This window comes from Geomonas paludis (genome assembly GCF_014193585.1).
Lineage (GTDB): Bacteria > Desulfobacterota > Desulfuromonadia > Geobacterales > Geobacteraceae > Geomonas > Geomonas paludis.
The window spans coordinates 1-13,374 of sequence record NZ_BLXY01000010.1 but is presented as its reverse complement, the minus strand read 5'-3'; the positions used below and the strand labels follow the sequence as shown (position 1 = coordinate 13,374).

The window sequence follows — 13,374 nt, the reverse complement described above, 5'->3', positions numbered from 1 at the left end:
AGACAGCATACCTGGAGTGCCACCCCTGTCAATGTGAAGCCGGTACCGCAAAGGGGGTGGCTGATACAGCACCGGCCTTCGCCGACGCTACCTCCCCCTGAAGCAGTTTGACTTCCCTGCCGCCTATGCAAAAATTAGCTGGTTCAAATATTACCAGCATAAGAGGAGCTAACGTATGAGAAAAGATGCAACCATCGTCTCGTCCCTTTTTCTTGCAGCAGCTCTGATTCTTCCCGCCGTCAACTCGTGGACGGCCGAGGGACACCCCTCGCACAAGCCCCCACCGGACGCGGTCCAGGAGGTCCAGTCGCAGAGGGAGGTGGCAAGGACCCGCCCCGAGCAGCAAAAGAACCAACATGACAACTCACCGGTTTTCAAGGAATCCAATGCGGAACTTGCGTCGCAGGCTTTCAAGAACCAACCCGACGAGGGAAGGCACCTGGGATTCGAGTTCTACCGTGACCCGCTCAATGCGAAAAAGCCCTTCACGACCTTCGAGGAGATATATCAAAAGGATGTCGCCGCAAAGCCCAAGGTTGCCGAGATCCATCAGCGCCTGCTCGAGATGAGATATGACCTGAGGCCCAGACTATCTCCGGATGTGAAGATGACACGCGGCAAACCTATAGCAGTCGGCCCGACAGCAAGGCTGCCGCAGGGAACGACATGGGAAAAACTGAGTGCTATGTCTCCGGTGCAGATAAGGTCCGCCAACCTGTTCCCCTACCCCCCGCTTCCTCATCCGAACAACGCCAATGGAGGCCAAGTTTTTCCCCGGATGCAGATCGACATGTTCCCGCGGCTACAGCGCTTCGACATAGATTTCGACCTTCCCGAGGCGTTCCTGCCTGAATTCCCTCCGGCCATGTTCCTGCAGAACAGGCCGGAATTGGGCGATGTCTCACGGGGAGAGGTGGTGTCCATAAATAATTTTTACCGGCTCTTCAAGGACATACTGACGCCCGTCCAGTTGAACGGGCTCCAGTTCCTGCTTACGCCGCTTCCCCAGGAAGAGTTCAACCCCACCGACGACCGCAAAACTGCTCAGCCCGTCCTCGGCGTTGCCTGCCTCGATTGCCATATTAACGGCCACACCACGGGCCAGTTTCATCAAAGCCCCGACTTCCGCCCTTGGGAGCGGCGTTTCAGGCTGGACACCGTGAGCCTGCGCGGCATGTTCAACCAGCAGATCCATGGGTCCAAGCGAAGCCTACGCTCCGTCGAGGACTTCACCGAGTTCGAGTTCCGGACCGCCTACTTCAATGGCGACCCCATCCACGCCATGAAGAAGGGGTTCCCCATCATCGACCGCATCCACGTCTCGCACATGGCACAGATGCAGAATATGTTTGACTTCCCGCCGGCGCCCAAGCTTGATCCGTCCGGGCGGTTGGACCGCCGGCTGGCGACCCAGCAGGAGATCGCCGGGGAGGAGATCTTCAACGGCAAGGGACGGTGCGCGAGCTGCCATCCGGCCCCCTTCTACCTCGACCACATGATGCACGACCTGCAGTTGGAGCGTTTCACCAGGGAGCCCGGCGACGGCCCGATCAAAACCTTCACCCTGCGCGGCATCAAGGAGAGTCCGCCTTACATGCATGACGGCCGCTGCTTCACCCTCGAGGACACGGTCAAGTTCTTCGACCTCGTGCTGGGTCTAAGGCTCAACCAACAGGAGCAGGACAACCTGGTCGCCTTCCTGCGGGTGCTCTAGTCGTCACGGCATACATCATCTCGCTGCCCAAGCCCCACTTTCTACGAGGTGGGGCTTTTTTTACGGAGGAGATATGAAAAAGCGCTCCAGCGGGATCCTCGGCGTGATCACCGCCGAAGTGCGTGAGCAGATGCAGTGGCGGCTGCCACCGTCGTGCGACTTGGCCGACGTCGCCGGGCGGTTGGCCGACATGACGCTTCGGTACGGCAGGGCGCGTTGAAGCAAAGAGGGGCTTCGTCGTATGACGAAGCCCCTCATGGTCAGCACCGTGCGGCTCACGCCGCACTGTTGTTATTTCTCGGCTACGCCCATCTTGTGGGCGAGGTCCCTGGCATGCTGCAGGTGCTGCTCCAGCACCGGCAGGGTCTTGTCGATCCACCCCTTCAGCTGGGGGTCCTTCGCCTTCTTGCTTTCCTTCCTGAATTTCTCCACGTCCTTCTTGTGGTCCTTCAGCATGGCCTGGGCGTACTTCTTGTCGAACTCGTCGGCAGAGGCGTTGGCGAGCTTGTCCACCATCGCCTTGTGCTTGAGCTCCAGCTTGGTCGGCAGCTTCATCCGGTTGTCCACGAGGCTCTTCAGCTCGTCGTTGGCCTTGCCATGGTCGGTCACCATGCGCTGACCGAAGTCCTTCACCTCCTGCGACTTGCCCCTTTCCTTGGCCATCTGCCCCAGTTCGACCTCCATCATCCCCGCGCTGGCCGCTTCCTTTACGAATGATTTCTCGCCCATGGTCAGCTTGTCCGCCGCCAGTGCCGGGAGAACCAGGCTGCACACCGCAAACAGGGAAACCACCGCCATCCACACCAGTTTTCTCTTCATGTTGCCTCCTTTTTTTGTGGCCGAAGCCGACGATATGTCAGATTAGTAAAATCTAACCATCTAAAAGTAGCGGCCTTCATTCTCTTGTCAACCCGGGAGGAGGGCGGACGGCAGCCGCAGGCAACAAAAAAGCGCCCTTGCGGGCGCTTCGTGGAACTTAAATGGTGACCCGATTAGCGACAATCTTCCGCTAGTCCCTCTCCCTCTGAAAGAGGGTGCCCAACGGGCGGGTGAGGGCTCTGCCGGCTCAGATGATCCGCTCTGGGCAACGCCCTCACCCTAGCCCTCTCCCGGAGGGAGAGGGGATGTAGAGGCATTTGGCGGAAGATCATGACTAATCGGGGAATGGTGATGTCTTACGGGCACGTGGTGCAGCGCCGTTACTGGTACAGCTGCTGCTCGTCGGTGTAGTAGGTGCGCTTGGACTGCACGTTCTCCTTGATGATCCTGGCGCCGGTGGGCGAGGTCTTCAGCTCGGGACGGTGCACCTTCAAAAATTCCCGGTACTCGCCGGACACCATGTCCGGGTGCCGCTTCCTCAGTTCGGCGATGGCATCTGTGAGCACCTGCGGGATGGCGTCCGCCAGGGCCTGTACCGCTTCGGGGGGAAGCTTGCCTGCCGGGGACTTCGGGGAGATGCACGCGCTCCAGAGAATCTCGTCGGCGTAGGCGTTGCCGATACCGCCGATGAGCGCCTGGTCGAGCAGCAGCGGCTTGATCAGGGTCCTCGGTTTCTTCCGGCACAGCTGCTCCAACTGCTGGGCGGTGACGGTGAGGGCGTCGGGTGCGTCCTTCTCTTCGGCGGGGTTGAGCGCCACGCTGGCCCACCCCTTTTCATCGGTGACGGCAAGGACGGCATCGTCCTCGAAGGTGACGGTGAGCACCGGGTAGCGCAGGCGGTCGAGCTGCCGCGAGTCGGTGAGGACGAAGCCGCCGGTCAGCATCAGGTGCACCCGCACGACGTTGCCGTTGCCGAACCGGAAGGCGACCTGCTTGCCGGCTCTCTCGATGCCGGTCACTTGGGCGCCGGTCACCGCCTGGGCCAGTTCCCCCTCGGCGACGTTCAGTTTCCCCCGCTGGTGGTACGCCACCGTACGGACCTTCCTCCCGGTCAGGGCCTTGGCGAGATTTTCAGCGTAGACGGTGAGGTCGGGGAGTTCCGGCATGGTTCCTCCTTCACGGCGCAAGATAACTGGGTGAGCGTAGCCTGCAACGGCGCGATGTCAACGCCGGGGCAGAGGTCAGTCGGCGGCAGCTCCCTCGGCCCGGTAGTCGAGGCCGAGCTGCCGCTCGCGCAGGCGCTTCACGGACAGGGGAAGCACCACGGCGGCAAAGATCAGGGCACAGCCGGTCCACTCCTCCGTGGTCAGTCGCTCGCCCAAAAGCAGCGTCCCCCCCAGCATGCTCCAGACCGGGTCCATGGTGTAAATGAGCCCCGCCTTGGTCGGGGTGGTGTAGCGCTGGTAGGTGTTCTGCAGGGTGAAGCAGATCACGGTCGGGAAGATGGCGCAGTAGATGAGCGAGCCTATCGAGACCCAGGTGACCGACAGGGGGGGCGAAGGAAAGAGCAGGTCCAGCGTCCCCCCTACCACGGTCACGGTGGCGAACTGGACGAAACTGAGCAGGTAGATGTCCTCGTCACGCAGAAGCTTCGATACCGAGATGATGTGCAGCGCGATGAACAGCGCGCACAGGGTCGACAGCAGGTCCCCCTTGTTGAAGCCGTCCACGCCGCCGCGGGCCAGAAGCCACAGTCCCGCCAGGGCCAGCACCAGCCCGACCGCGCTCAGGCGGTCCAGCCGCTCGCGCCAGAAGGCGAAGCAAAGCAGCGGGATCAGGAGCACGAACAGGTTGTTCAGGAACCCGGCCCGGGAAACGCTGGTGCCGCTCACGCCGAGCACGAAGGAAAGGTTGGTGGCGGCAAGGGCAAGACCCACGATGAGCCCGGTCCTGAAGGTGCGCCGGTTGAAGCGTTTGAGCCGCGGCAGGCACAGTACCCCCATGAGCAGCGTCGCCAGGGCGAAGCGGTAAAACAGGAAGGTGACCGGGGGAATTTCGCGGAAGCCGATCTTGTTGAAGATGAAACTGCCGCCCCAAAAGACGGTGGTCAGTATCAGCCAGAAGGTTGCTTTGGATGAACGGTGATCGTGTTGAATGGAATTGTGCATCCGCATATTAAAGACAGGGGCGGCTGCAGATGTCAACTGTCGTGACGCAGGTGCGGCATCCACTTAGAGCATTTTAAGCAAACAAAAATGAACCGGCGTGGACAGTTGTCAGCACTGGAGGCTTCTTTATCTTCGCTAAAGTAATACCTGCCCCCTACCGATACAATCCAAACAGGCTCTGTTTGCAGCCCTCGCCAAAGAAACAGGAGGCTTTGCCTTGGCAGTGGTCCACATCGACAATCTCACCCCGGGTATGGTGCTTAGCCGCAACGTCTGCGACCGCAGCGGGCGCATGCTCCTTCCCGCCGGCGCCGAGCTTACCGACAAGCATTTTTCCATCTTCCGCATGTGGGGCGTCCTCGAGGTCGAGGTGGCCGGGGACGCCGTGGTCGAGGATGCCGAGACGCCGGCGCCGCTGAACCTGGAGATCGACCCGGAGCGCCTTGCCGAGGCCAGGGCGGAAATGGAGCGGCTCTTCATCTACAACGACCCCGAGCACCCCGCCATCAAGGAACTGATGCGCATCTGCACCGAGAGGAGGGCGACCCGTGCTGCGTAAGCCCCAACTCTCGGTGGAGCACATGGTGGAGGATGTCTCCACCATCCACTCCCTTCCCCTGTTCTATTCGCAGCTGTCGGAGGCGATCGACCATCCCCGCAGCTCCATCGGCGACATCGCCAAGATCATCGCCGAGGACCAGGGGCTCACCGCCCGCATCCTGAAGCTCGCCAACAGCCCGCTGTTCGGCTACTTCTCCAAGATCGACACCATCACCCAGGCGGTCACCATCATCGGGGTGCTCCAGGTGCGCGACCTGGCCCTCGCCCTCTCGGTCATGGACGTGTTCAAGGGGATCCCGCAAGACCTGGTGAACATGGAGCAGTTCTGGAAACACAGCATCGCCACCGGCCTGGCCTCGAGGCTTCTGGCCACCAGCCAGCGGGAGTCCAACCTGGAACGGTTCTTCGTGGCCGGCATCCTGCACGACGTGGGGAGGCTGGTGATGTACGTCAAGGTGCCCCAGATCTGCCTGGAACTGCTCGAGCAGTGCCGCGCCACCGGGACCCTGCTGCACCGCGCCGAGCGCGACAGGCTCGGCTTCGACCACGCCGAGGTGGGGAGCGCCCTGCTCAAGCGCTGGAAGATCCCGCCGCGGGTGGCCGAGCCCGTGGGTACCCACCACGACAGCAGCAAGGGTGACCAGTACCCGAGAGAGGGGGCCATCCTGCACTTCGCCGACCTGATCGCCCACGCCCTGCAGATAGGCAACAGCGGCGAGGTCTTCGTACCGGAGCTGGACCACGGCGTGTGGGACCGGCTGCAGATCTCCAGCTTCTACCTCCCGACGCTGGTGAAGCAGGTCGATGCCACCTACGAGCAGACCGTCTCCGCACTCTTCGGGGGTGACGATGCCGCCCGATGACCCCCGCGACATCCAGATCCGCAAGCTTCAGGAAAGGGTGAGCTTTCTCGAAGAGAGCAACCTCAACTACCTGAAGACTCTCGACGTCCTCACCGCCTGCAGCGACTTCCAGTCCGACATCTACCGCCTCAAGGAATCCTCCTTCGTGATCAAGGCGGTCTTCGGGCAGCTCAGGCGCCTGATTCCGTTCGCCACCCTCTCCATGTTCGGCATCGACGAGGACTCCTCGTTCCACCTCACGGTGTGCGAGCCGGATAAGGCCAGGGCGGCGGTCCGCAAAGAGGTGGAGGCGCGGGTGCAGGACGGCACCTTCGCCTGGGCGCTGAACCAGAACCACCCGGTCGTCGTCCCCACCATCTCGGGCGCCGAGACCTTAGTGCTGCACGTGCTGGCCACCAACAGCCGCATCAGGGGGATGTTCGCCGGCATCATGCCCGGTAACCACCTGAACACCGAGGTTTCCACGCTGAACGCCCTGAGCAGCATCCTGATCAACACCGCGTACGCCGTGGAGAACTCCGAGCTGTACGACATGCTCCAGGAACACATGCAGAACCTCGAGCAGAAGGTGCAGCAGCGCACCACGGAACTCGAGCACGCCCTGGTGCAGGCGGAGGCGGCCACGGCCGCCAAGAGCATCTTCCTGGCCAACATGAGCCACGAGATCCGCACCCCGATGAACGGCGTCATCGGGCTGGCCCGGCTGCTCATGGATACGCCCCTGGAACAGGTGCAGCGGGACTACCTGGGATCGCTGTCGGACTGCGCCGAGAGCCTGCTCACCATCATCAACGAGATCCTGGACATATCCAAGGTGGAAGCCGGCATGATCACGCTGGAGCGGATCGTCTTCGATCTGCACCGCTTCCTGACCCGTTCCCTGCAGCCATTCATATTGCGCGGGCAGGAAAAGGGCGTGCAGGTCCAGCTGGAGATGGGACAGGGGCTGCCGCAGCTGATCGAGGGGGACCAGGTGCGCATCGGGCAGGTGCTCGGGAACCTGGTGGGCAACGCGCTCAAGTTCACCCACAAAGGGACCATCACGGTGAGCTGCCGCCTCTTGGAACACACGGCGGGAGGGGTGCTGCTGAAGTTCGCCGTCGCGGACACCGGCATCGGCATCGCCCCCCAGGCCCTCGATGTCATCTTCGAGAAGTTCTCCCAGGCCGACAGTTCCACCACCCGTCTTTACGGCGGCACCGGCCTCGGGCTTTCCATCAGCAGAAGCCTGGTCGAACTGATGGGAGGCTCCCTCGGGGTCGAGAGCCGGCTCGGCGAGGGGAGCGTGTTCAGCTTCACCCTGCAGGCGCGACTGCCGCTTCCCGGCGAGATGCCCGCCGAAGACGCGGAAGATCAGGGGGGCGCGTCCCTGAGCCCGCTGCGCATACTCCTGGTGGACGACGTGCCGATCAACCAGCTCATCTCCCTGAAGCTCATCGCCAAGACCGGCAGCCACCAGGTCGACTGCGCCGCCAACGGGGAGGAGGCGCTGGAGCAGTGGGAGCAGTGGCCTTACGACCTCATTTTCATGGACGTGCAGATGCCGCTCATGGACGGGCTGGAGGCGACCAGGATCATCCGCTGCCGCGAGAGGGGAACCGGCCACAGGGTCCATATCTGCGCCATGACGGCCAACGCGATGAAGGAGGACGTGGAGATCTGCCGCCAGGCCGGGATGGACAGCCACATCTCCAAGCCGGTGCGGGAAAAGGAGTTGAACGCCGTCATCAGGAAGATCAGTGCCGAGGCGGCGCGCGCCCCACACCCCCCCGCAGCCCCCGTTGTACCGGAGCCGCCCCCCCAGGAGCCCGCCGCAGAACCGGACTTCGACCTGGGGGACCTCGTGGAGCGTCTGGATGGCGACGAGGCCTTGGTGGGCTTATTCGTGACCAAGTTCGTGGAGGCGGTAACCGAGCACCTGCGCCTGTTGCAAGAGGCGCTACAACGCGGTGACCACGAGACCTGCTATTTCAAGGCCCACACCATTGCGGGAACGGCGGCCAACATGGGTGCCAGGCGGGTGCGCACGATAGCGGCGCAGATGGAACTGGTTGCCAAGAGCGGTGAAATCCCCCCCCTGGCCGACCTTCTGGAGCAGTTGCAGCAGGCATTTGCGGCATTCGTAGCGGTCGCCGCCCCCCAGCAGAAGTGAAAGGCAACAAAAATGGAGGCTTGAACTGCAGCCCCCATTCTCGTGCGTTGCGTTTTTTTAAGTGAGGCGCCGCTATGCGCCCCCCCTGGTCAGAACCTCCATGCTCTGAATGGCGTCCTGAAGCTTGAACTCCAGGCTCCTCAGCTCTTCCTTCGTGTACACGCTGGTACCTTTACCGATCTCACGCTCGAGCCTGTCTATCCTTTGCTGCAGTGAGTCAACGCTGTCCCGGCAGGTCTGTGCTACCAGCAGGCACTGGTCTTTCTGGATGTTATCTCCCCCGCTCATCCCCATGCCTGTTTCAGCAGCAACCGGGAGGGCGGATATGATAGTTACCGTGGCAAGGAAACCCAGTTTCCTGACAACACCTTTCATGACGAACCTCCTTTTTCAGTGACAATTCAGGATATTATGAGTATAGGGAACGCGATTTGTCTTTGCAAGTGATTTTCTTTATCGGCAAACGATCTGAAATCCTATCGCCTGTAACTCCCATCGGACTTTCCCTGTCTCTTCTATGACAGTCCCCGCGTGTCGATCTGCCAGTGCGCGACTTTCGGCATACTGTATACAAAAATATCGTCAATTTCCCTAAATATTCCAGCGGCTAAGCCGAAAAGTATTACAAAACGACGGAAGCATCACGTCCACCATCAGCGCAAGAGGTGTGCATTAATGAACATCAGCAAAAAGATTTTCATCGCCAACGTGGCCATCGTCCTGATCGCCACCATCACTACATCGGCAGTCACGCTCTACGTTATCAAGAAGGAGATCACCCGGCAGGTCACGGTGGGCCTCACGGCGCGGAGCAAGGCTTTCCGCGAACTGGTCGCCCCCAACGGCTCCGGGTTCGCGATGGTGGACGGGAAACTGCAGGCAAACGGGACAGTGCTGGACGGCCGCAATGATCTGACCGACAAGATGAAGGAAATCTTCGGAGGCGAGGCCACCATCTTCCGGGGCGACGTCCGCGTTGCCACCACCATCAAGAAGGACGACGGCAGCCGGGCCGTAGGCACGTCGCTGCAGGGCGCCGCGCGGGAAGCGGTCATGGACCGGGCAGCCACCTACGTGGGCGAGGCCAAAATCCTGGGCACCCCCCACTTCGCCTCATACCTGCCGCTTCTGGACAACCAGGGCAAGGTCATCGGCGCCCTCTTCGTCGGCGAAAAGAAGTCGCAGTTTCTCGCCGTCTTCGACGACCTGAAATACCTGAGCCTGGGCATTTCGGTACTGCTGGCGGGGCTTTTGGCGCTGGTCGCTTTCCTGGTGATGCACCGCGCGCTCGAGCCGATGCGGGCACTGATCGCTACGCTCAAGCACGTCGCCGAGGGTGACGGCGACCTCACCCGCCGCCTGGCGGAGTCCGACGATGAAATCGGGACCGCGAGCCGCTACTTCAACCTTTTCATTGAGCGGGTGCACGCCATCGTCCAGACCGTCGCCGACAACGCCAATTCGGTCACCGAGGCAAGCTCGGAACTGCATAAGAGCACCGAACAACTGGCGCGCACCACCGAAGAAGTGGCGGGGCAGACCGAAACCGTCTCCACCGCCGGAGAGGAAATGGCGGCGACCTCAGCCGACATCTCCAGGAACTGCCTGCAGGCGGTCGAGAGCGCGCAACGCGCCTGCGACATGGCCACCATCGGCTCCGCCGACGTGGAGCGGAGCATCCGCGGCATGCAGCTCATCAACGAGAAGGTGCGCCTTACCTCCGAAAGCGTCAGCAGCCTGGGCGCCATGTCCCAGCAGATCGGGGAGATCATCAACACCATCCAGGACATCGCCGACCAGACCAACCTGCTGGCCCTCAATGCGGCCATCGAGGCGGCCCGCGCCGGCGAGCAGGGGCGCGGCTTTGCCGTCGTCGCCGACGAGGTGCGCAGCCTGGCGGAGCGGACCACCCACGCCACCAAGGAGATCGAGAGCAACATCCGGTCGATCCAGGACGAGACCACGCGTGCGGTGCAGGTGATGCAGGAAAGCGCCAGGGAAGCGGCCAAGGGGGCCGAGGATTCGGTGAAATCAGGGCAGAGCCTGGAAGGGATCCTGAAGCAGATCAACGAGGTGACCCTGCAGATCGGCCAGATTGCTACCGCCGCCGAGGAGCAGAGCGCCACCAGCCGTGAGATCAGCAACAACGTGCACCAGATTACCGGGATCATCCAGGGGACGGCGCGGGCCAACCGCGAGTCCATGGCCACGGCCGACAAGCTCAACTCGCTGTCGGCGAACCTCAAGGGGCAGATCAGCCGGTTCAGCTATTAGTAGAAAAGGAAAACCGGATACGAGGACGGCCCGGCGTGATGCCCGGGCCGTTTTTTTATGGGTGGGTTCAGGGCAGGCGCCAGTCGATGGGGGGCAGGCCGTGCCGGGCCAGGTAGGCGTTGGCCTGCGAGAAATGGCGGCACCCCAGGAAGCCCCGATGCGCCGAAAGCGGAGACGGGTGCGGGGCGCGCAGTACCAGGTGCCGGCTCTCGTCGATGACGGCCCCTTTTTTTTGCGCGTAGGCACCCCACAGCATGAAGACCACGTGCTCCTTCTTCTCGTTCAACAGGGCGATGACCCGGTCCGTGAAAACCTCCCACCCCTTCCCCTGGTGCGAAGCCGCCCTGCCCGCCTCCACCGTCAGCACGCTGTTGAGCAGCAACACGCCCTGATCCGCCCATGCCCCCAGGTGGCCGTGCCTGAAGTCGGCCGGCGCCAGTCCCAGGTCGCTCTGAATTTCCTTGAATATGTTCACCAGCGAAGGTGGAGCATCGATCCCGTGCTGCACGGAGAAGCACAGTCCGTGGGCCTGGTCCGGCCCGTGGTAGGGATCCTGCCCCAGGATGACCACCCTGACCCGGTCGAAGGAGGTCGAATTCAAGGCATTGAAGTATTCACTCCCCTTGGGATAGATCACCTTCCGCCTGGACATCTCCTGGCGCAGGAACTCTCTGAGGTCCCGCATGTAGGGCTTCTCGAACTCGTCCAGGAGGTGGTTTTTCCAGCTCGTTTCCAGACGTACCTGTGATTCAGTCGACATCGTGGCAGCTCCGCATGCCTCATCCATGGAATAGGCTGAAATTACCATACCCTCCCCGGGCCGCCAAGCCGAATCTACACCCTCCAGTCTCAGCATCAGCACATCGTCGCGCTGTCAGTAGGTGCCAAGAGCAACGTTTGTTGCAGGTAAACGCATGAAGGCAACGTACATTGACAGTTTTTAATGCCGAAGTAGACTGTTGGAGTTGAAAAAGAGGCGTAATCCGAAGGAGGAGGAGACCATGCCACTAGAATGTTCCGTTTTGGGCAAGGACATAGCTATCACCGAAACCACAGTTCCCGTTATATCTCCTTACTGGCGCCTGAAACGAAATGGTCACTGGGCCCTGCTGTGCCGTTACGAGCAGGAGCAGGTTCGTTACTCGATGCTGTCCCCCAAGATGGGGGCTACGCTGGCACTGATGGACGGCAGACTGACCTTACGCCATCTGTCCATGATCGCGCAGTACGCCTTCGACCTGGAATCACAGGAGGTGTCGCAGGGGTTTGTCACCGATGTGATCATGGCGGCAAACAGGGAGGATGACGCCGTGGTCAGCATGACCCCGGAGCTCGAACCTTACGTCAAGCGCATCGACCCTTTCGAGTTCGCCGTCAAGGCATCCAAATGGAAGGCTCAAGAGCGGCCTGCTGTGCCGCTCGCGTTGAACCTCATGTTTTCCAACGACTGCCACACCAATTGCTCGTACTGCTTCGCCAAAGGGCACTGCGTTCCCGAAAGCAAGCTGTTGTCGACCGAGCGCTGGAAAGAGCTGCTGCGCGAAGCGAAATCGCTGGGGATCGAGCAGGTCTCGCTCTCCGGCGGGGATCCCCTGTTCCGAAAGGACGCCTTGAAGTTGATCGAGGAATTGATCGACCTCGAGATGCTCTTCACTCTTTCCACCAAGTGCTACATCACCGAAGAAATAGCAGACCGGCTGGTCTCCATCGGCATGACGCAGCCGGTCAACCAGTACGTGCGCGAGATCCAGCTGAACATGGACCCCAACGAGCCGACGGCGGACAACCTCGCCGGAAGCCCGGGGTACTACCACAGGGCGGTGCATAGCATCAGGAACCTGCTGAAAAGAGGGTTCAACGTAAGGGTGAAGGCCGTGGTGACGGCACTTACCGTGCGTCATATCTACGACTGGGTCGAAGAGTTGCAGGACATGGGGGTGCGCCAGATCTCGGTGGCGGCCTATAACAGAAGCCTCGACGGCAAAAACGAGAGTTTGTTCCTGAGCAAGAAAGACAGGGCGTCCATCATCGACCAGTGTCGCCGAGCCAGGATCGACTTCCCCGAGATCGACTTGAGAACCATAGGATGCGAGCCGGTCCAGGACCGCGTTGCGGTACAGCGACGGTTGGCTGAACCTGTGACGGCCCTCCCGTGTGAGGATTCGGAAATCCACGAGAAGATCAGGCATTGGAGGGAAGGGGATCACTCATTCGGCGCGCAAAGCAGCATGACCATCACCCCGGACGGCAAGGTTATGCTCTACGACACCGTCCCGCATGACGAAGCGTTGTTCGTAGGCGACGTGTCGACCAATTCGATCCTGGAAGTCTGGAACAGCGAGCCGCTGCTGAACTACCCGTTCCCGAAGACGGAACAGTTCAAGGGTGCCGTGTGCTACGACTGTAAGAACCTGGCGAAGTGTCACAGCAAGGCAGGATACTGTTTCCGCGACGCCTATTTCCACTCGGGAAGCGTGTTGGTGCCGCCGGCACAGTGTCCCATGGTGCAAGGAGAGACCGCGCTGTGATGATAATGTGATCCCCCTCTCCCCCTGGGCTTGCCGACCGAAGGGCTGCGACCCGAAGGTGGGAGAGGGGCAGGGGTGAGGGCGCCGGCAGCAGCGGGAGGAAAGGACCGCAGCAACGAGCCGCAAACAAGCTAGCAGCCAGAACGCGAAAAAGCCCCGCCTGTAATCAGACGGGGCTTTCTCTATTAAATTCCCTGCGGCGACCTACTCTCCCACATCGTTTCCAATGCAGTACCATCGGCCCAGAGAGGCTTAACTTCCGTGTTCGGGATGGGAACGGGTGTGACCCTCTCGG

The 13,374-nt window shown here is 61.3% G+C and carries 12 protein-coding genes and 1 rRNA gene; 7 read left to right on the top strand and 6 right to left on the bottom strand.

The genetic code is table 11. The annotated features are described in order from the left end of the window. Positions 1-175 precede the first annotated feature (175 nt). Positions 176-1,714: a cytochrome B6 gene (locus H7687_RS17150; protein ID WP_183349673.1), complete on the top strand. Its 1,539-nt coding sequence runs from the start codon at positions 176-178 to the stop codon at positions 1,712-1,714. Between the two features lie 73 nt (positions 1,715-1,787). Then, positions 1,788-1,934, top strand: a complete 147-nt coding sequence (locus H7687_RS17145) for a hypothetical protein (RefSeq protein ID WP_183349671.1) — start codon at positions 1,788-1,790, stop codon at positions 1,932-1,934. A 71-nt stretch (positions 1,935-2,005) separates the two neighbouring features. Here H7687_RS17145 and H7687_RS17140 read toward each other — a convergent pair whose 3' ends face one another. The 3 genes from H7687_RS17140 to H7687_RS17130 form a co-directional block, all read right to left on the bottom strand. Further along, positions 2,006-2,533, bottom strand: coding sequence for a DUF4142 domain-containing protein (locus tag H7687_RS17140; RefSeq protein WP_183349669.1), 528 nt, complete (start codon positions 2,531-2,533; stop codon positions 2,006-2,008). A gap of 380 nt (positions 2,534-2,913) precedes the next feature. Then, positions 2,914-3,699, bottom strand: a complete 786-nt coding sequence (locus H7687_RS17135; protein WP_183349667.1) for a DNA-formamidopyrimidine glycosylase family protein — start codon at positions 3,697-3,699, stop codon at positions 2,914-2,916. A gap of 75 nt (positions 3,700-3,774) precedes the next feature. Continuing rightward, on the bottom strand, positions 3,775-4,701 hold the full coding sequence (locus tag H7687_RS17130) for a DMT family transporter (protein WP_183349665.1): 927 nt from the start codon (positions 4,699-4,701) through the stop codon (positions 3,775-3,777). 223 nt (positions 4,702-4,924) lie between these two features. Between H7687_RS17130 and H7687_RS17125 the strand changes: the two genes are divergently transcribed. Genes H7687_RS17125 through H7687_RS17115 form a run of 3 tightly spaced genes read left to right on the top strand, consistent with a single transcriptional unit; the run spans position 4,925 to position 8,277 of the window. After that, on the top strand, positions 4,925-5,260 hold the full coding sequence (locus H7687_RS17125) for a hypothetical protein (RefSeq protein ID WP_246404976.1): 336 nt from the start codon (positions 4,925-4,927) through the stop codon (positions 5,258-5,260). Then, positions 5,250-6,125 carry an HDOD domain-containing protein gene (locus H7687_RS17120; protein WP_183349661.1) on the top strand — a complete coding sequence of 292 codons (876 nt, stop codon included), beginning with the start codon at positions 5,250-5,252 and terminating at the stop codon, positions 6,123-6,125. The genes H7687_RS17125 and H7687_RS17120 overlap by 11 nt, the downstream gene beginning before the upstream one ends. Further along, entirely contained in the window at positions 6,112-8,277 is a 2,166-nt protein-coding gene (locus tag H7687_RS17115; protein WP_183349659.1) for an ATP-binding protein, read from the top strand. The genes H7687_RS17120 and H7687_RS17115 overlap by 14 nt, the downstream gene beginning before the upstream one ends. 72 nt (positions 8,278-8,349) lie before the next feature. Here the strand turns inward: H7687_RS17115 and H7687_RS17110 are convergent, their stop codons facing one another. Continuing rightward, positions 8,350-8,652: a hypothetical protein gene (locus H7687_RS17110; RefSeq protein WP_183349657.1), complete on the bottom strand. Its 303-nt coding sequence runs from the start codon at positions 8,650-8,652 to the stop codon at positions 8,350-8,352. Positions 8,653-8,952: 300 nt separating this feature from the next. Here H7687_RS17110 and H7687_RS17105 point away from each other — a divergent pair, with 300 nt between their 5' ends. Further along, on the top strand, positions 8,953-10,551 hold the full coding sequence (locus H7687_RS17105) for a methyl-accepting chemotaxis protein (protein WP_183349655.1): 1,599 nt from the start codon (positions 8,953-8,955) through the stop codon (positions 10,549-10,551). Between the two features lie 67 nt (positions 10,552-10,618). On the opposite strand, the gene ung is transcribed toward H7687_RS17105, so the two are convergent. Beyond that, a complete protein-coding gene (gene ung / locus H7687_RS17100) occupies positions 10,619-11,311 on the bottom strand; it encodes a uracil-DNA glycosylase (protein WP_183349653.1) in 693 nt (230 codons plus the stop codon). 241 nt (positions 11,312-11,552) lie between these two features. On the opposite strand from ung, the gene H7687_RS17095 reads away from it, so the two are divergent. Beyond that, on the top strand, positions 11,553-13,079 hold the full coding sequence (locus H7687_RS17095; protein WP_183349651.1) for a radical SAM protein: 1,527 nt from the start codon (positions 11,553-11,555) through the stop codon (positions 13,077-13,079). 191 nt (positions 13,080-13,270) lie between these two features. Here H7687_RS17095 and rrf read toward each other — a convergent pair. Next, a 5S ribosomal RNA gene (rrf, locus tag H7687_RS17090) occupies positions 13,271-13,374 on the bottom strand; the annotation flags it as partial.